Here is a 17,090-nt window from a genome sequence, read left to right as displayed (position 1 = left end):
GAGACTCGGGGGGGCGCAGGGTGGGGGACAAGCCTGGGGGGTGGGGGGGTGGGGGGGTCGCGGGGGGGAAGGTGGGGGGGCGGGTGGGGGGCGACCGGCCCGCCCCCCGCCACCCACAAAACCCCCGCGGCACCGGCCGCGCACAGAAGCGAACGCATGGGCACAGACTGCCATCTCGGGCGGTGGCGCGCGGAGCGGGCGGTGGGCCGCGGCCGGCGGGCGTGGTCAGCGTCACGTACCAGGTCGCGGGGGTTCTCGGCCATCATGGCCCGATGAGGATCATGTTCGTCGGTGACTCGATGACGATAGGGAGCACCGGCGATTTCACGTGGCGCCACCGGATGTGGCAGCACCTGAACGCGACCCACGACGGCCCGTACCGCATCGTCGGACCGCGCGACACCCTCCATGACCCCGCCGCCGACGCCGCCACCTCGCACGCGTACGGCGACCCCGGCTTCCCCCGGGAGGCCCGGCGCCATCTCGCCGGGTGGGGCGAGGGCTGGCTGCACATGGCGCCCCTGATCGGCGAGGCGATCGGCCGCCATGAGGCCGACACCCTGCTGGTCTCGCTCGGCCTGATAGACCTCGGTTTCTACACCAACGCCGAGCAGACCGCCGAGAACGTACGGGAGTTCGTGGCAGGCGCACGGGCGGCGGCGCCGCACGTCCGGGCCGTGCTGATGCCCGTCATCCCCAATGTGCGGGCGGCCGCGGACGCCGCGTTCGGGGCCCAGTGCGAGCGCTTCAACGAGCTGCTGGCCAAGGCCGTCGGCGACCTGTCCACGCCCGCCTCGCCGTTGCTGCTGGCCTCCGAGCCGGCCGGCTGGGACATCGCCCGCGCCACCTACGACGGCACCCACCCCTCCGCGTGGGGCGAGCACCTGCTGGCGGGGGCGTTCGCGGACGCGATGCACCAGGCGTGGGGGGTCGGCGGCCCGTACCGGCCGGACGCACCGCACGGGGCCGCCGCGACGCGGTGAACCGGGGCCGCCACGCCGCGGCCACCCCGCAGACGTCCTTGCTTCGAGCGCACTTCAAGGCGTTGGCTGGCCCACCATGGAGTACACGCAGCTCGGACGCACCGGACTCAAGGTCAGCCGACTCGTCCTCGGGACGATGAACTTCGGACCCCAGACGGACGAGGCCGACAGCCACACCATCATGGACGCGGCGCTCGGCGCCGGCGTCAACTTCCTCGACACCGCCAACGTCTACGGCTGGGGCGCCAACAAGGGCCGCACGGAAGAGATCGTCGGCTCGTGGTTCGCCAAGGGCGGCGGCCGCCGCGACAAGACCGTGCTGGCCACCAAGGTCTACGCGAACATGGCGCCCGACGGCGACACGGTCTGGCCCAACCACGACAAGCTCTCCGCCCTCAACATCCGGCGGGCGGTGGACGCCAGCCTCAAGCGGCTGGGCACCGACTACATCGACCTCTACCAGTTCCACCACGTCGACCGGGACACCCCCTGGGACGAGATCTGGCAGGCCATCGACGTCCTCGTCCAGCAGGGCAAGATCCTCTACGCGGGCTCGTCCAACCACGCCGGCTGGCACATCGCCCGCGCCAACGAGACCGCCGCCCGGCGCGGCTCGTACGGCCTGGTCAGCGAGCAGTGCCTGTACAACCTGGCGGAGCGGCGGGCCGAGATGGAGGTCATCCCGGCCGCCGAGAGCTACGGCCTGGGCGTCATCCCCTGGTCCCCGCTGCACGGCGGGCTGCTGGGCGGCGCGATCCGCAAGGAGCGCGAGGGCGGCGCGGCCCGCTCGGTCTCCGGCCGCTCGGCCGACTCCCTGGCCAACTCCACCATCCGCGCCCAGATCCAGTCCTACGAGGACCTGCTCGCCAAGCACGGCCTGGAGCCCGGCGAAGTGGCGCTGGCCTGGCTCCTGACCCGCCCGGGGGTCACCGGCCCCATCGTCGGCCCGCGCACCGCGGACCAGCTCGCCTCCGCGCTGCGCGCCGTCGAGCTGAAGCTGCCGGCCGAGCTGCTGGCGTCGCTGGACGAGATCTTCCCCGGGCCGGGGCCGTCACCGGAGGCGTTCGCCTGGTGACGAAGGCGGTGTGCTGACGGCCGGGCCCGGGCCGGGCGGCCGTCAGCGCAACGCCGCCGCCACGATCACGACGACGAGCAGCACGGCGAGCAGGCCGGACATGATCCGGTTACGGGTTTTCGGGTCCACCCCCTGAGCGTAACCGGGGTGGATCCGAACATTTCAACGACCCGGGTGCGCGGGCGGTCCGCGCGCTCCCCCGCGCCCCTCGGCCGCCGGGGCTCCCCCGGCCGCTCAGCGGCCCAGCGGCCAGGAGGCGATCTCCTCGTAGCGGGGCTGCGCGCCGGCCGGCCCGGGGACGGGCGGGTGGCTGCGGATCAGGGACAGCGCCCCGACGGTCCAGGCGGAGCCGTGGAAGTCCTTCAGGGCGGCCGCGTACGGGGCGAGGTTCAGGTTGGCGGTGCGGTTCCTGGCGAGGGTGAGGTGCGGGGTGTAGGGGCGGTGCTCGTCGGCCATGGCCACGCCGGCCCGGCGGGCCGCTGCCGCCGCCGAGTCGGCGAGCCGGCCCATGGCGGGGCGGTCGCCGTCGGCCCCGGCCCACACCACGCGGTCCGAGAAGCGGCCGCCGCCGGCGATCCGCAGTTCGTACGGGTCGCGGCGGTGGGCCGCGCGGGCCAGGCGCTCGTTCAGCTCGGGCAGGAGCTCGTCGGGCACCTCGCCGTAGAAGGCGAGGGTGAAGTGCCAGCCGTCCCGGCCGGTCCAGCGCAGCCGGTCGGCGGCCGGGAGTTTCTTCAACTGCGCCACCTCGACGGCCAGTTCCTCCAGGGCGTGGGCGGGCGGCAGGACCGCGGCGAAGAGTCTCATGCGGTCAGTCTGGCCCACGCCGTGCGGCGGACCGGGCGTACGCGGGCCCCGGCCGGACCGGTGCGGCGCACCCCGCCGCACCGCCCATGGCCCCGGGGCGGTGCGGCGGAGATCAGATCCGCCGGGGGCGACCGAAGAGGAGGTCGTAGTCCGGGGGCAGCTGGAGCAGGACGCTGCGCATCAGGTCGTCCCCGGCGGCGTCGGCGACGACGCTGAGCACGGCGCCGACGTCCCATTTGGCGGTCTCCTCGGTGGCCCCCTCGATCCAGGCCGCGGTGGCGCGGACGAACCGTTCGGGATCCAGCGGCTCGACGGCCGGCAGCGGGTTGAGCAGGATCAGCTCGAAGGTCTCCGGCAGGCAGCCGGCCAGCTCGGCCCGCTCCGCACCCACCAGATGCGCGCCCAGCAGCGCGAGCACGACCCGTGCCGCCCGCTCCGCCTCCTGCGCCGAGGCGTACTCACCACGCTCCTGGACCTGTGCCAGGAACTCCTCCCATCGCATGGGCACCACGACTGTCCCCTTTCCGCGGTCCCCGCGGTACCGAGGTATCCGCGGAAGACCGCTCTGTGCCGTTGGGCCCATGGTGGACTCGCGCGGCGCTGCGCGCGCGGCGACCTCGCGCGCAGCGGGTGCGGCGGTGCTACGCGGCCGGTGACAGCTCCTTCTCGCCCGGCGGGGCGGGGTGTGCGGCCCGCGGCACGAAGGCGAGGTGCTGGTGGCCCCGGCGCAGGTCGATCTTGAGGCGGAGGCCGCCGGTCCGGGCGAGGACCAGGCCGATCAGGGTCGCGGCGGCCAGCGAGACCACGCCGCCGGCCAGGAACCCGACGCGGGCGCCGAAGGCGTCGGTGACCCAGCCGACGATGGGGGCGCCGAGCGGGGTGCCGCCCATGAAGACCATCATGAACAGGCTCATCACCCGGCCCCGCATCAGCGGGTCGGTGGCCAGCTGGACGCTCGAATTGGCGGTGACGTTGACGGTCAGGCCGACCATGCCGATGGGCGCGAGCAGGGCCGCGAAGATCCAGAAGGAGGGCGCCAGCGCGGCGGTGATCTCCAGCAGGCCGAAGAGCGCGGCGGCGCCGACCAGCAGGCGCAGCCGGGAGCCGGCGCGGCGCGCGGCGAGCAGCGCGCCGATCAGCGAGCCGGCCGCCATCAGGCCGTTGAACAGGGCGTAGGTGCCGGCGCCCTGGTGGAAGACGTGGTAGACGAACGCGGTCAGCCAGATCGGGAAGTTGAAGCCGAACGTGCCGATGAAGCCGACCAGGACGATCGGCCAGACCAGGTCGGGGCGGCCGGAGACATAGCGCAGGCCCTCGCGCAGCTGCCCCTTGCTGCGGGGGACCCGCTCGACCTTGTGGAGTTCGGCCGTCCGCATCATCAGCAGGCCGACGACCGGCGCCACGAAGGACAGGCCGTTGAGCAGGAAGGCCCAGCCGCTGCCGAACGCCGTGATCAGTACGCCGGCCACCGCGGGGCCGATCAGGCGCGCGGACTGGAAGTTGGCGGAGTTGAGGCTGACGGCGTTGCGGAGCTCGTCCTGACCGACCATCTCGGAGACGAAGGCCTGCCGGGCGGGGTTGTCGACGACGGTGGCCAGGCCCAGGACGAAGGCGACCAGGTAGACGTGCCAGACCTGCACCTGGCCGCTGAGCGTGAGCGCGGCGAGGGCGAGGCCCGTCAGGCCCATGGCGGACTGGGTGAGCAGCAGCAGCTTGCGCTTGGCGAAGCGGTCGGCGATGACGCCGCCGTAGAGGCCGAACAGCAGCATCGGCAGGAACTGCAGCGCGGTGGTGATGCCGACCGCGGCGGACGAGCCGGTGAGGCTGAGCACCAGCCAGTCCTGGGCGATGCGCTGCATCCAGGTGCCGGTGTTGGACACCATCTGGCCGGTGGCGAAGAGGCGGTAGTTGCGTATGCGCAGGGAGCTGAACGTGCCCTTGCGCGGGGCGGTCACGGTCGGGGCGCGGGGGACCGTGCCGTCTTGGGGGTTCGGTGCGGGGGCGGAGTCTGCTCCGGATCCCGTACTCAAATCGGGTTCGCCTCCTTGGCGTCGGGGTTCTACAGCTGTGCCAGCTTCTCCAGCACGGGCGCGGCGGCCCGCACCTTCGCCCACTCGTCCTCGTCCAGCCCGGAGGCCAGCTCGGCGAGCCAGGCGTTGCGCTTGCGGCGGCTCTCCTCGAGCATCGCCTCGGCCTCTTCGGTCTGGGTGACGACCTTCTGGCGGCGGTCGTCGGGGTGCGGTTCGAGCCGGACCAGTCCCTTGGCCTCGAGCATGGCCACGATGCGGGTCATCGACGGCGGCTGCACATGCTCCTTGCGGGCCAGCTCGCCGGGCGTGGCCCGGCCGCAGCGGGCCAGGGTGCCGAGCACCGACATCTCGGTGGGGCTGAGCGACTCGTCCACCCGCTGGTGCTTGAGCCGGCGGGACAGGCGCATCACGGCGGACCGCAGCGCGTTGACCGCATCCGCGTCCGCGTCATCTGGGTGCACCGTCCGGCCGTCAGGCTGGGGGTGGGACAGTTCCGGCATGGTCTTTAGCATAACTCATTACCCTCTCTAAGTAAAGCTGCGGGCGGGTCTCCCCCATGGATCACCCATATGAGTGAGGACGCGGCGGAAAGTGACACGCCTGACCGGGAGAGGACGGGACCGTGTCCGTATGGGATCGCGAGTGCTCAGCCTGCGCGTGGACGGGGAGCTGCTGGAGCGCATTCGGCAGCACGCCGCAAAACGCGGAATGAGCGTCCAGGACTATGTCGTCCGGACGCTCATCCGCGAGGACTTCGACGAACGGTTCAAATCGTCCGTCGACGAGACCGAGAAGCTCGGCGTGCGGTGGTCGGCTCCGTCTACTTGACCCCGAGGATCTGCTCGATCGGGTGGAGCAGGAAGTAGACCAGGAAGCACAGGCCGACGGCGTTCAGCAGCCAGGGGACCTGCCGGAAGCGGCCGGTGGCCGCGCGCAGCAGGATGAACGCCAGGACCCCGATGCCGATGCCGTTGGTGATGCTGTAGGTGAACGGCATCGAGACGATCGTCAGGAACGCGGGGATGCCGACGGTGAAGTCGCCCCAGTCGATGTCCTTGACGTTCGAAGCCATGATCAGGAAGCCGACGACCACCAGCGCCGGCGTCGCCGCCTGGGACGGGACCACGGTCGCCAGCGGTGTGAAGACCAGCGCGAGCAGGAACAGCCCGCCGGTCATCAGGTTCGCCAGGCCCGTGCGGGCGCCCTCGCCGACGCCGGCCGTGGACTCCACGAAGCAGGTGTTGGCGGAGGCGGAGCCGAAGCCGCCGCCCGCGACCGCGATGCCGTCCACCATCAGGATCCGGCCCATGTTCGGCAGGTTGCCGGTCTCGTTGTCCAGCAGCCCGGCCTCCTCGCCGACGCCGATGATGGTGCCCATCGCGTCGAAGAAGCCGGAGAGCAGCACGGTGAAGACGAACAGGCAGCCGGTCAGCAGACCGACTTCCTTGAAGCCTCCGAAGAGGCTGATGTTGCCGATCAGACCGAAGTCGGGCGCGCCGACGATCTTCTCCGGGACGTTGGGGACCGCCAGGCCCCAGGCCGCGTCCGGGATGTCGGCGACGGCGTTGACGACGATCGCGACGACGGCCATGGTGACCATGCCGATCAGGATCGCGCCCTTGGTCTTCCGCACGATCAGCACGAACATCAGCATCAGGCCGAGGACGAACACCAGCACCGGCCAGCCCTTGAGCTGACCGCCCTGGCCCAGGCCCATCGGGACGGTGGTGTGCGCGGCGTCCGGGTTACGGGACACGAAGCCGGCGTCGACCAGGCCGATCAGCGTGATGAACATGCCGATACCGATGGCGATGGCGCGCCGCAGGCCGCCCGGGATCGCGTCCATCACCCGCTGGCGCAGGCCCGAGGCGACCAGGATCATCAGCACCAGACCGGCGAGCACGACCATGCCCATCGCGTCCGGCCAGCTCATCTTGGGGGCGAGCTGGAGCGAGACCACGGCGTTGATGCCCAGGCCCGCGGCGATGGCGATCGGGACGTTGCCCATGACGCCCATCAGGACGGTGCACAGCCCGGCCATCAGCGCGGTCGCGGTGACCAGCTGGCCGTTGTCGAGATGGTGGCCGAACTTGTCGACTCCGGAGCCGAGGATGATCGGGTTCAGCACGATGATGTAGGCCATCGCGAAGAACGTCGCCAGACCGCCGCGCAGTTCGCGGCTGACCGTCGACCCCCGCTCGGAGATCTTGAAGAAGCGGTCGAAACCGTTCCTGGGAGGCATCGGCGCCGGGTTCTCAAGGGGGTCGACCGGCGTGGTGGCCGAGGGGGACATGCAGGGACCTCAGTCGGACGGGCCTGGGGAAGGCGCGGGGGCCCGTGGGCCCGGAACACGTACAGAGCATCAATAACCGGATCACGTTGGATGAATCGACGATCCGATCCGTTCAGATCCAGAAAGGTTCAGTATGAATAAACAATGCACTGATCGCTATCTCCGCGCGTAGACCCCTGTTGCGCTGGGCCGGAGGCACCCCCTCCGGCCGCGGGACCACTCGGCCGCCACCCCTCGCCCGGCCCCCATCCGGCGCCGTGTTCGGCCCCCGTAAGCTGAACACCATGTGGAAGAAGTCCGAACTGCGCCCGGCCCCGGCGCCTCTGGAGGGCCCCGTCGTCGGCACGATCACCGGCGGCACGATCATCTGGTTCGTGCTCTTCCTCGGCCAGCTGCCCTTCTACGGCTGGTACGCCGACAACGGCCACGCCTGGTGGGTGTGGACCTGCCTGGCCGGCGGCGCCCTGGGCCTGCTGGGCATCTGGTACGTCCGCAGGCGCGACGCCGCGATCAAGCGCGCCGCGGCCGCCGCCGGCGGCTCCTGACCGCGGCGCCCCTCCCCCGCCGCACCTCCCGCCCGGCCGGCGGGTGAAGTGCGCGCCGCGCCCGTAACGTCGAGAGCATGACGGATCGGGCGAGGACCGAAGCCGGGCACCCCGAAGCGGGCGGCGAGCCGGCCGGAGCGACCGTCCACGCCCCGGCCCACCCCGGTCTGACCGCCGCCGAGGTCGCACAGCGGGTGGCCAGGGGCGAGGTCAACGACGTCCCCGTACGGTCCTCCCGCTCCGCCGTCGAGATCATCCGCGCCAACGTCTTCACCCGTTTCAACGCGATCATCGGCGTACTGTTCGTGATCATCCTGATCGTGGGGCCCATCCAGGACGGTCTCTTCGGGTTCGTCATCGTCGCCAACACCGGCATCGGCATCGTCCAGGAGCTGCGGGCCAAGAAGACCCTGGACAACCTGGCGGTCATCGGCGAGGCCCGGCCGACCGTGCGGCGCGACGGCGTCCCCGCCCCGATCCCCACCGCCGGCGTCGTCCTCGACGACGTCATCGAACTCGGTCCGGGCGACAAGGTCATCGTCGACGGCGAGGTCCTGGAGACCGACGGCCTGGAGATCGACGAATCGCTGCTGACCGGCGAGGCCGATCCGGTCGTCAAGAAGCCCGGTGAGCCGGTGATGTCCGGCAGCTTCGTCGTCGCGGGCGGCGGCGCCTTCACCGCGACCAAGGTCGGCCGCCAGGCGTACGCGGCCCAGCTCGCCGAGGAGGCCAGCCGCTTCACGCTGGTCCACTCCGAGCTGCGCTCCGGCATCAGCCAGATCCTCAAGTACGTGACCTGGATGATGGTCCCCACCGCGCTCGGCCTGATCCTCAGCCATCTGCTCACCCTCGGCCTGCCGGGCGACGAGGCGATCCGCCGGATGGTCGCCGGCATCGTCCCGATGATCCCCGAGGGCCTGGTCCTGCTCACCTCCGTGGCCTTCGCCATCGGCGTCGTCCGGCTCGGCCGCAAGCAGTGCCTCGTCCAGGAACTGCCCGCCATCGAGGGCCTGGCCCGGGTCGACGTCGTCTGCCTGGACAAGACCGGCACGCTCACCGAGGGCGGTATGGACGTCAGCGCGCTGCGGGTCATCGGCTCCGCCTCCGAAGGCCTCGAGGAGAGCGGAGAGGCAGCGGAGCGCGGTGGGCGCGAGCACGCCTACCTGGAGCAGGTCCTGGGCGCGCTCGGCGCCTCCGACCCCCGCCCCAACGCCTCCCTCCAGGCCGTCATCGACGCCTACCCCGCCGACGACGGCTGGCGCTGCACCCAGTCGCTGCCGTTCTCCTCCGCCCGCAAATACAGCGGGGCGTCCTTCAACGACGCCCACGGCGAGAGCACGACCTGGCTCCTGGGCGCCCCCGACGTCCTGCTGCCGGCCGGCGACCACCGCCTGACGGACATCGACGACCTCAACGCCCGGGGCCTGCGGGTGCTCCTGCTGGCCCGCGCCGAACGGGAGCTGGACGACCCCGACGTCGCCCGGGGCGTGCGCCCCGCCGCCCTGGTCGTCCTGGAGCAGCGGCTGCGCACCGAGGCCCCCGACACCCTGCGCTACTTCGCGGAGCAGGGCGTCCACGCCAAGGTCCTCTCCGGCGACAACGCGGTGTCCGTCGGCGCGGTGGCCGGCAAGCTGGGCCTGCCGGGCGCGGACGCCCCCGTGGACGCGCGGAGCCTGCCCGCCCGTGCGGAGGCGATGGCCACCGCCCTCGACCGGGGCGCGGTGTTCGGCCGCGTCTCCCCGCAGCAGAAGCGGGACATGGTCGCGGCCCTGCAGTCCCGCGGCCACACCGTCGCCATGACCGGCGACGGCGTCAACGACGTCCTCGCCCTGAAGGACGCCGACATCGGCGTGGCGATGGGCTCCGGCTCCGAGGCCACCCGCGCGGTGGCCCAGATCGTCCTGCTGAACAACAGCTTCGCCACCCTGCCGTCCGTGGTCGCCGAGGGCCGCCGCGTCATCGGCAACATCACCCGCGTCGCGACCCTCTTCCTCACCAAGACGGTCTACTCCGTCCTGCTGGCGATCCTCGTGGCCTGCTGCCAGATCCCCTACCCCTACCTCCCGCGCCATCTGACGCTGCTGTCCACACTGACCATCGGCGTCCCGGCGTTCTTCCTGGCGCTCGCCCCCAACAAGGAGCGCGCCCGCCCGCACTTCGTCCGCCGGGTCATGCGCTACGCGATCCCCTCCGGCGTCATCACGGGTCTGGCCGCCTTCGCCACCTACCTCCTCGCCCGCGCCCACTACACCGGCCCGGGCGCCCTCTCCGCCGAGACCAGCGCCGCGACCCTGACCCTCTTCCTCACCGCGATGTGGGTCCTGGTGATCATCGCCCGCCCCTACACCTGGTGGCGGATCGCGCTGGTGCTGGCCATGGGCCTGGGATTCCTGATCGTCCTGGTCACCCCCTGGCTGCAGGACTTCTTCGATCTGCGCCTGGTCGGTACGACGATGCCGTGGGCAGCGGTGGGCGTCGCCGCGGCGGCGGCGGTGCTCCTGGAGCTCGCCTGGCGCTGGGTGGACCGCCGCTTCCCGGCCTGAGCCGCCGCCCGCGCGGGCGGCCGCCGCGTCGCCCGGCGGCCGGGCGGCCGGGCGGCCCGGCGGCCCGGCGGCCCGGCGGCCCGGCGGCCCGGCGGCCCGGCGCAACGTCGCGGTCAAGCCTTCCGCCACGGCCTGGCCACGGTCCGCCCCCTGCCCTACCCTCCGCCCCATGACACTGATTCCGGGGGATCTCACGTACCGGGTGCTGGCCGGGTCGCACCGCCACCACTCCCACCACTCCCACTACGGGGGCGACGGCGTCATGGACTGGTGGGAGTGGCTGATCCTGGCCGTCGGCGCGATCGTCGTGGTCTGGGCCCTGGTCAAGAAGTTCACCTCGGACTGACCGGGGCCGACCGACCGGGCCCTACCGACCCGGGCCGGACCGCGCCCCGACCGGCCGGCCCGGCCGCACCGAGGCGCCGTCGTCCGGGCCGGGACGACACGCGCCCCGGCCCGCGGTGCGCCGCGGCGCCGACGGTCAGTCGAACCAGCGCGCCCGCGCCAGCTCCTCGCCCCGGTCCGGGTCCTCCAGCAGCGCCGCGACCTCGAAGCGGCGCGGCCACTGGCCGGCCGCCCAGGCCAGGCCGGCCGCGACGCCCTCCAGGGTCGCGGCGTGCAGGGTCCCGTCGGGACTCCGGCGCCAGTCCAGTTCGACGGTGGCGTCCGGGCCGTCGCCGACGAGCAGCTCCTCGTGCTCCAGGTACGACTCGGGGGTGGCGGGGCCGAGCAGGACCCGTACGGCCTCCGGGACCTCGTGCCGGACGCCCTCGGAACGCACCTCGGCACCGACCACCTCGCTCAGCCTGCGCACCTGCAGCAGCTCGGCCAGGTCCGCGGCGCGCGCCGGGCGCACCGGCAGCAGGGGCAGCCCCGCCGCCAGCGGCATCAGATCCGGGGCGTCGGCGACCACGGCGTCCGCCGCGTCCACCACCCGCACCTCCCGGTCCAGCACGGCCCGCAGCTCGTCGGGGAGCGTCACCTGATCGGGGTCCAGGTCGGCCAGCAGCCCGTAGAGGCCGTGGAGTTGGGCCGCGCCCACGGTCAGGTCCGGGTCGGCGAGGCGGGCCAGCAGTTCGGCCGCGCCGCCCGGCTCGTCCAGGAGGGCGGCGACGGAGGTGCGCACGCCGAGTGCGCGCAGCACCTGGGCGTCGACCTCGCCGGCGTCCGCGGACTCGTAGAGGCCCGCCAGCAGCCGGTCGCCGCCCGCCGCACGCAGACCGGCGGGCCGCCGCCCGTCCAGCACCGGGTGGCCGCGCAGCCACCAGGCGGTGTAGGGGCGTACGGACTCGGTGGTGCCGTCGGGCAGCAGCACCCGGGCGGGTGCGGTGAGCGCGTCGCGCAGCGGCGGCCGGGAGAGCATCTCCAGTACCTGCGGCCAGGCGTCGTCGTCGACCAGATCGAGGTCGCGGACGGCCACCAGCTCGGTGAGCACCGGCGGGACCGGCGTGTCGGGCAGGGCGTCGAGGAGGTCCTCGCACCACACGTCGACGGCGTCCAGCAGCCCGGCGTCGTCCGGCTCGGCGAAGTCCCCGTCGCGGGGCTCCAGCTCGTCCGGGTCGAGGACGACGTCGGCGGCCCGCACCAGCGCGAAGGCGGCCATGACGCCCACGGCGGTCAGCGGCTGCTCGCCCCACCGTTCGGCCAACTCCGCGTCGCACGCGGCGAGTTCACCCTCCCGGATGACCCGCTCGAAGGCGCTTCCCGGGTACACCAGCTCACCCGCCGGCGCCAGCTCGCCGTCCTCGTCGGGCAGCGCGAGGGCACCGAGCCAGGGCTCGTCGCCGGGCGAGAGGTTGGCCTCGCGGACCAGCCCCAGCACCATCTCCGCCAGCTCCTCCGCGCCCAGCGGAGCCCCCGGCCCGCCCCCGGCGAAGTCGTCCGCGAAGACGTCGTAGGCGTCCTCGTCCGCCTCCAGCGAGTTCTCCACCGCCGCCCGCACCTGAGGCGTGGTCAGTACGGCGCGGGGCGCGGCCGGGGTGGCGCCGAGCTTCTCCAGCAGCGGGTGCACCGCGTCGGGGTGGGCGACCTTCAGCCCGAGCCGGGCGAGCGTACGGTGCCGGTCGGTGTCCTCGCCGCTCCCCGCGGGGCCGCCGCCGGGCAGCGGCAGCAGCACCTGGCGCGGCCCGATGGTGGTGCGTACGGTGCCGCTCGCCCCGCCGGGGCCCTGGCCGCCGGTGCCCGCGAGCGGCACCGGCAGTCCGCTGAGCCGGTCCGGGTCGGTGCCGGCCAGCGCGTCGTAGAGCCGCCACCACCAGTCGGGGGCCCGCTCGACGCCCGCCAGGCGGTCGACCATCTCCCCGAGCGGCACCCGGGCCACGCCCAGCGCCCGCAGCTCCGTGCGCCGTTCGAGGCCGGCCGGCAGCAGGCTGGGGAACAGCTCGGCCAGCACCGCGACCGTCGCGCTGCCGGCACCCTCGACCACCTCGGCCTCCACGGGCCGCAGGACATGGCGCACAGCCTCCTCGCCGGAGTCCCATTCGCCCTCCGCCGGGGCCTCGGGCTCGGCCCGCTCCCCCGCGCCCGGCGCGCCCGCGCTCGGCAGGAACCGCACCCGCGGCAACAGCGCGAGCACCTGCCGGCGCAGCTCGCCGTCCAGTCCGCCCTTGCCCAGCGGGCCGGGCACCAGGTCCAGGGTGGCGACGGACACCGGCTGCCAGTCGCCGAGCAGCGCCGCGTAGGCGGCGGCCACCCGCTCCACCAGGAAGTCCGTCAGCGGGCCCGGGGCGACATGACGCCGGGTCGGCTCCAGCGGGAACGAGGCGATCAGCAGCCCGGGCAGCCCCAGCGGCTCGTCCGTCGGCGTCGGCGCGTGCACCACCGGCGCGGTTCCCGGGCGCGTCGGCGCGCCCTCGGAGTCCACCGGCACCGCCCAGGTCACCGACCACGACGGCCGCAGGCGCTCCTCGACGGGCCGGTCCGCGAGCAGCGCCGGGTCCAGCGGCCCGCCGTCGGTCGCCACCCGCCACCGGGTGGTGCCCCGCTCACTGTCCTCGATCAGGACGTACGGGCCGTCCTGACGCCGCCTCAACTCGCGTACGCCCTGCGGGGTCTCGACGACGACCTCGGCCAGTCCCGGCAGCGTCAGCAGCAGCGCCGCGTCGATGCCGTCCAGCAGCCGCTCGGCGAGGTCCTGCGCCGCGACGTCCCGCAACGGCAGCACGACGGCGGTGTCGTACCCGTCGGGCGCGGTGCCCTCCGCGGGCATCGGCAGCCGCAGCAGCGGTACGTGCCCCTCGCGGCGGCGCAGTTCGCCGCCGAGTCCGGGGCTGTGCGCGGCCACCTCCTGCGTCAGCGTGCGGGCCTCGGCCAGCGACCACCGCACCCCGCCGGTGCGCCCCACCAGGGCCGGCTCGTCGCTCACGGACAGCACCGCGGCGAAGCCGACGCCGAACCGGCCGACCGCGCCGGCCGCCACGCTGGGCTCCCGTTTGGCCGAGGCGCGCAGCGTCGACAGCGACTCCACGCCGGTGGCGTCGAGGGGGGCGCCGGTGTTGGAGGCGACGAGTACGGCGGGGGCGTCGCCGTCGGCCGGGTGCAGGGTCAGCCGCAGCCGCCCGGGGACCCCGGCGCGGGCCGCCGCGTCCGCCGCGTTCTGCGCCAGCTCCACGGCGAGCCGGTCGCGGTAGCCGCCGAGCGCGAGGTCCTCCTCCGCGTTGGCGTCCTCCCGGAACCGGGCCGGTGAAGCGGCCCAGGCGTCCAGCACGCCGCGCCGCAGTCGAGCCGTCCCGAACGGGTCTCCGGCTGCGCCTCGCACCCACGACGTTGCGGTCACGTCTCTCGTCTCCCTCGCTGAGTCTGTGTCCAGACGGTATCGCCCCGCGTAGCCGACCGGCCCGTCCCGGGGGCTTCTGCCTCCCGCCTTCGGCGGGAGTGAGGTGCATGGGACCGTGGCCCCTGGTGTGCGGTGATGCCGGGGGAGAAGTCAAGGACCAGCAGAAGCTCGGCCGTGCCGTGGCGCAGCCGAGCTTCTGCTGGTCCTTTCCTTCACCCCCACAGGGCGAGGGCGCCTCCCGGCAGCCACCACCCACCGGGCGCCCCCGCCCGGACAGACCTCAGCTGTGGCCCAGCTCCTCCGCGGGCCCGGCCTCCTCGACCGAGCCCCCGTCCCGCTCCGGCCGCAGGGACAGCGGCTCCACCACCGTCTCGTCGACCACCGGCGGGGCCGGCCGCGGCGTCTTGGGCATCACGGCGGCCTCGGAGTGCGCCCCGCAGCCGTACGACAGGGAGACCACCCGGCCGTCCGCCGGGGCGAACTCGTTGGCGCACACGCCGAATGCCTGGCGCAGGGAGCCGGTGAGCGGGGTGAGGAAGCCGCAGGTCAGGCAGGTGGCGGGGGCCGCCTGGGCCATCGGGGTCTTCGCGCCGTACGCCTCTTCCCAGCGGTCGGCGGCGGCGTGCAGGCCGTAGCGGGACAGCACCCGGGCGCGGCGCATGCCGAGCTCCTCGGCGAGGTCCGCGATGCCGCCGCGCGCGGGCGCGGGCTGGATCGCCGGCGAGCCCGGGACGACGTCCGCCTCCTCGGTGTCGGCGACCTCGGCGGCCATGCCCTCGGCGACGGCGGAGTTCGGCGGCGGGCCGTCCTCGCCGGAGAAGCCCGGCTCCAGCCGCAGGTCCTCGGCCTCCGTGGGCAGCAGATCCCCGGGGCCCATGTCGCCGGGGCGCAGCCGCTCGCTCCAGGGCACCCACTCCGGCGCGAGCAGCGCGTCGGGGCCGGGCAGCAGCACCGCCTCGTCGAGCGTGACGACCTTGGCCCGGGACGCCCGGGCGACCGTCACCGCCCAGCGCCAGCCGCGGTAGCCGGGCTCGTTGGAGGCGAAGAGGTGGGTGACGACACGGTCCGCGTCGGCGACGGCCTCGATGTACTCGCCGACCATTCCGGGCAGGGCCACTTCCTCCGCCGCCGCCCGGGCAAGGTCGACCGCCTCGGCGCACAGGCGGTCAGGGGTACGGCTTCGCATCGCAGCACTCACAAGAATCGATTCTCTCTTCCACGCCGTCTCACGAGTGCGCCAGCCGGAGCTGTCCTTGTCCTGTCCGGACGACCGGCGGGCCGGGGGCGGGCGGAGCGGACCTGGGGACCGCGTCGACGTCCGCGCCCGATCGGTTCGGTCGAGCGCACCTCATAGACCCATTCTGCGGGATCGCGGAACGCAATGAGACACGCGGCCAAAACCGACCGCCGGTGGCGCGCTACACACGCTACCCCTTCAGCGGTGTACGACTCCTCGGCGGGAGCGCAAATGTCCGCGGCGGCGACCGCGCGCCGGGGCGCCTCGCGCGGCAGTGTGGAGAAAGTGCCCTCTCCTGGGCGAGTTGGGGCACTATGGCCGAGTGGCTGCTGCCGCAAGGGCGTCGAGGGTGTCGAAGGTGGCGAAGGCATCGCGGAAGTCGTCGAGAGTGTCGTCGCGCGAGCCGTCCCCGGGCGGCTTCGGGGACGGCCCTGCCCGGCGGGCGGGCCGGGCGGTCGGCCGTGCGCTGCGCCGGCCGTTCACCGGCGCGGCGCGCCGGGTGCGGCGGGCGACGCACGCGCACGGCGCGGGCGAGTCGGGGCTGGGCAAGCTGATCGAGCTGCACGCGGTGAACTCGGCCGGCGACATGCTGATCACGGTCGCGCTGGCCTCGACGGTGTTCTTCTCGGTGCCGACGCAGGAGGCGCGGGGCCGGGTGGCGCTGTATCTGGCGGTCACGATGGCGCCGTTCGCGCTGCTCGCCCCGGTGATCGGACCGCTGCTGGACCGGGTGCCGCACGGCCGCCGGGCGGCGATGGCGGGCGCGATGCTGGCCCGGGCGCTGCTGGCGGTGTCGATGTCGGGCGCGGTGGCGACCGGCGGGCTGGAGCTGTATCCGGCGGCGCTGGGAGTGCTGGTGGCGTCGAAGGCGTACGGCGTGGTGCGCAGTGCGGTGGTGCCGCGGCTGCTGCCCCCGCGGATCTCGCTGGTGCGGGCCAACTCCCGGGTGACGCTCGCGGGGCTGCTGGCCACGGGGGTGGCGGCGCCGGCCGGGGCCGGGCTGCATCTGATCGGGCCGGCCTGGCCGCTGTACGGGGCGTTCGCGGTGTTCGCGACCGGTACGGCCTTGTCGTTCTCGCTGCCGCACAAGGTCGACTCGGACAAGGGCGAGGCGCGGGCCCGCCTGGCGTCCGGTGAGGCGGCCGAGGACTCGGCGGGCGGCCGGCCGGCGAAGCCGGGGCTGCGCACCGTCGGGCCGTCGGTGCTGCACGGGCTCCAGGCCAACGTCTGCCTGCGGGCGCTCTCCGGCTTTCTGACGTTCTTCCTGGCCTTCCTGCTGCGCGAGCATCCGCTGGGCGGACTGGGGCCGGCCGCCTCGCTGGGGCTGGTGGCGGTGGCGGCCGGGGCGGGCAACGCGCTGGGGACGGCCGTCGGGGCGTGGCTCAAGGCCCGGGGGCCGGAGCAGATCGTCGCGGCGGTGCTGGGGCTGGCGCTGGGTACGACGGTGCTCGCGGCGGTTTTCTACACCGCGGCCGCGGTGGTCGTGGTCACCGCGGCGGCGGCCTGCGCGGGGCTGTGCCAGGCGCTGGCGAAGCTGTCGCTGGACGCGATGATCCAGCGCGATGTGCCGGAGGCGGTGCGCACCTCGGCGTTCGCCCGCTCCGAGACGGCGCTGCAGATGTCGTGGGTGGTGGGCGGCGCGATCGGGATCTCGCTGCCGCTGGTCGGGGTGGTGGGGATGTCGGTGGCCGCGGCGCTGGTGGCGCTGGGCGTGGCGCTGGCCGTACGGGGGCTGCTGAGCGCGGCGCGGCGGGGCGGCGGGCCGACGGCCCGGGTGGCCTGAAACGACCGGTGGACCGGTCCGT

Annotated in this window: 14 protein-coding genes; 7 read left to right on the top strand and 7 right to left on the bottom strand. The window is 73.9% G+C overall.

All coding sequences use genetic code 11. The features are described 5' to 3' along the window. Positions 1–272 precede the first annotated feature (272 nt). Together AC0680_RS17455 and AC0680_RS17450 are read left to right on the top strand one after the other, a co-directional pair. Positions 273–983: a GDSL-type esterase/lipase family protein gene (locus AC0680_RS17455; RefSeq protein WP_478629272.1), complete on the top strand. Its 711-nt coding sequence runs from the start codon at positions 273–275 to the stop codon at positions 981–983. 76 nt (positions 984–1,059) lie between these two features. After that, positions 1,060–2,058, top strand: a complete 999-nt coding sequence (locus AC0680_RS17450; protein WP_478629270.1) for an aldo/keto reductase — start codon at positions 1,060–1,062, stop codon at positions 2,056–2,058. 234 nt (positions 2,059–2,292) lie between these two features. On the opposite strand, the gene thpR is transcribed toward AC0680_RS17450, so the two are convergent. The 4 genes from thpR to AC0680_RS17430 form a co-directional block, all read right to left on the bottom strand. Next, complete coding sequence (gene thpR, locus AC0680_RS17445) at positions 2,293–2,862, bottom strand: RNA 2',3'-cyclic phosphodiesterase (RefSeq protein ID WP_478629268.1); 570 nt, start codon at positions 2,860–2,862, stop codon at positions 2,293–2,295. A 112-nt stretch (positions 2,863–2,974) separates the two neighbouring features. Beyond that, complete coding sequence (locus AC0680_RS17440) at positions 2,975–3,364, bottom strand: DUF2267 domain-containing protein (RefSeq protein ID WP_478629316.1); 390 nt, start codon at positions 3,362–3,364, stop codon at positions 2,975–2,977. 139 nt (positions 3,365–3,503) lie between these two features. Beyond that, a complete protein-coding gene (locus AC0680_RS17435) occupies positions 3,504–4,892 on the bottom strand; it encodes an MFS transporter (RefSeq protein ID WP_478629267.1) in 1,389 nt (462 codons plus the stop codon). Positions 4,893–4,921: 29 nt separating this feature from the next. Further along, positions 4,922–5,392, bottom strand: coding sequence for a MarR family winged helix-turn-helix transcriptional regulator (locus tag AC0680_RS17430; protein ID WP_478629264.1), 471 nt, complete (start codon positions 5,390–5,392; stop codon positions 4,922–4,924). 130 nt (positions 5,393–5,522) lie between these two features. On the opposite strand from AC0680_RS17430, the gene AC0680_RS17425 reads away from it, so the two are divergent. Continuing rightward, positions 5,523–5,720: a hypothetical protein gene (locus AC0680_RS17425; RefSeq protein WP_399148586.1), complete on the top strand. Its 198-nt coding sequence runs from the start codon at positions 5,523–5,525 to the stop codon at positions 5,718–5,720. Here the strand turns inward: AC0680_RS17425 and AC0680_RS17420 are convergent. Further along, entirely contained in the window at positions 5,713–7,185 is a 1,473-nt protein-coding gene (locus AC0680_RS17420) for an NCS2 family permease (protein WP_478629262.1), read from the bottom strand. The two genes, AC0680_RS17425 and AC0680_RS17420, sit on opposite strands and share 8 nt — an antisense overlap. A 284-nt stretch (positions 7,186–7,469) precedes the next feature. Between AC0680_RS17420 and AC0680_RS17415 the strand changes: the two genes are divergently transcribed. The 3 genes from AC0680_RS17415 to AC0680_RS17405 all read left to right on the top strand — a co-directional run bounded on the left by AC0680_RS17415 (position 7,470) and on the right by AC0680_RS17405 (position 10,619). Then, a complete protein-coding gene (locus tag AC0680_RS17415; RefSeq protein WP_478629260.1) occupies positions 7,470–7,730 on the top strand; it encodes a DUF2530 domain-containing protein in 261 nt (86 codons plus the stop codon). Positions 7,731–7,807: 77 nt separating this feature from the next. Next, the gene (locus tag AC0680_RS17410; protein ID WP_478629259.1) at positions 7,808–10,273 is read left to right on the top strand and encodes an HAD-IC family P-type ATPase; all 2,466 of its coding nucleotides are present in this window, start codon (positions 7,808–7,810) and stop codon (positions 10,271–10,273) included. A 169-nt stretch (positions 10,274–10,442) separates the two neighbouring features. Next, on the top strand, positions 10,443–10,619 hold the full coding sequence (locus AC0680_RS17405) for a hypothetical protein (RefSeq protein WP_478629257.1): 177 nt from the start codon (positions 10,443–10,445) through the stop codon (positions 10,617–10,619). Between the two features lie 135 nt (positions 10,620–10,754). On the opposite strand, the gene AC0680_RS17400 is transcribed toward AC0680_RS17405, so the two are convergent. Further along, positions 10,755–13,979: a sacsin N-terminal ATP-binding-like domain-containing protein gene (locus AC0680_RS17400; protein WP_478629314.1), complete on the bottom strand. Its 3,225-nt coding sequence runs from the start codon at positions 13,977–13,979 to the stop codon at positions 10,755–10,757. 349 nt (positions 13,980–14,328) lie between these two features. Next, positions 14,329–15,234 carry a DUF3027 domain-containing protein gene (locus tag AC0680_RS17395; RefSeq protein ID WP_478629254.1) on the bottom strand — a complete coding sequence of 302 codons (906 nt, stop codon included), beginning with the start codon at positions 15,232–15,234 and terminating at the stop codon, positions 14,329–14,331. A 439-nt stretch (positions 15,235–15,673) separates the two neighbouring features. On the opposite strand from AC0680_RS17395, the gene AC0680_RS17390 reads away from it, so the two are divergent. Next, a complete protein-coding gene (locus AC0680_RS17390) occupies positions 15,674–17,068 on the top strand; it encodes an MFS transporter (protein ID WP_478629312.1) in 1,395 nt (464 codons plus the stop codon). The last annotated feature ends 22 nt before the right edge of the window (positions 17,069–17,090 follow it).

Source organism: Streptomyces sp. NPDC043738, from assembly GCF_056436545.1.
The sequence above is the reverse complement of the archived record's forward strand: the minus strand, read 5'-3'. Positions and strand labels throughout refer to the sequence as shown.

Excerpts from the sequence above, each read along its gene's own strand:
- AC0680_RS17455 (WP_478629272.1), top strand. The coding sequence starts at position 273 with ATGAGGATCATGTTCGTCGGTGACTCGATGACGATAGGGAGCACCGGC.
- AC0680_RS17450 (WP_478629270.1), top strand. The coding sequence starts at position 1,060 with ATGGAGTACACGCAGCTCGGACGCACCGGACTCAAGGTCAGCCGACTC.
- thpR (WP_478629268.1), bottom strand. The coding sequence starts at position 2,862 with ATGAGACTCTTCGCCGCGGTCCTGCCGCCCGCCCACGCCCTGGAGGAA.
- AC0680_RS17440 (WP_478629316.1), bottom strand. The coding sequence starts at position 3,364 with ATGCGATGGGAGGAGTTCCTGGCACAGGTCCAGGAGCGTGGTGAGTAC.
- AC0680_RS17430 (WP_478629264.1), bottom strand. The coding sequence starts at position 5,392 with ATGCCGGAACTGTCCCACCCCCAGCCTGACGGCCGGACGGTGCACCCA.
- AC0680_RS17425 (WP_399148586.1), top strand. The coding sequence starts at position 5,523 with ATGGGATCGCGAGTGCTCAGCCTGCGCGTGGACGGGGAGCTGCTGGAG.
- AC0680_RS17420 (WP_478629262.1), bottom strand. The coding sequence starts at position 7,185 with ATGTCCCCCTCGGCCACCACGCCGGTCGACCCCCTTGAGAACCCGGCG.
- AC0680_RS17415 (WP_478629260.1), top strand. The coding sequence starts at position 7,470 with ATGTGGAAGAAGTCCGAACTGCGCCCGGCCCCGGCGCCTCTGGAGGGC.
- AC0680_RS17410 (WP_478629259.1), top strand. The coding sequence starts at position 7,808 with ATGACGGATCGGGCGAGGACCGAAGCCGGGCACCCCGAAGCGGGCGGC.
- AC0680_RS17405 (WP_478629257.1), top strand. The coding sequence starts at position 10,443 with ATGACACTGATTCCGGGGGATCTCACGTACCGGGTGCTGGCCGGGTCG.
- AC0680_RS17395 (WP_478629254.1), bottom strand. The coding sequence starts at position 15,234 with ATGCGAAGCCGTACCCCTGACCGCCTGTGCGCCGAGGCGGTCGACCTT.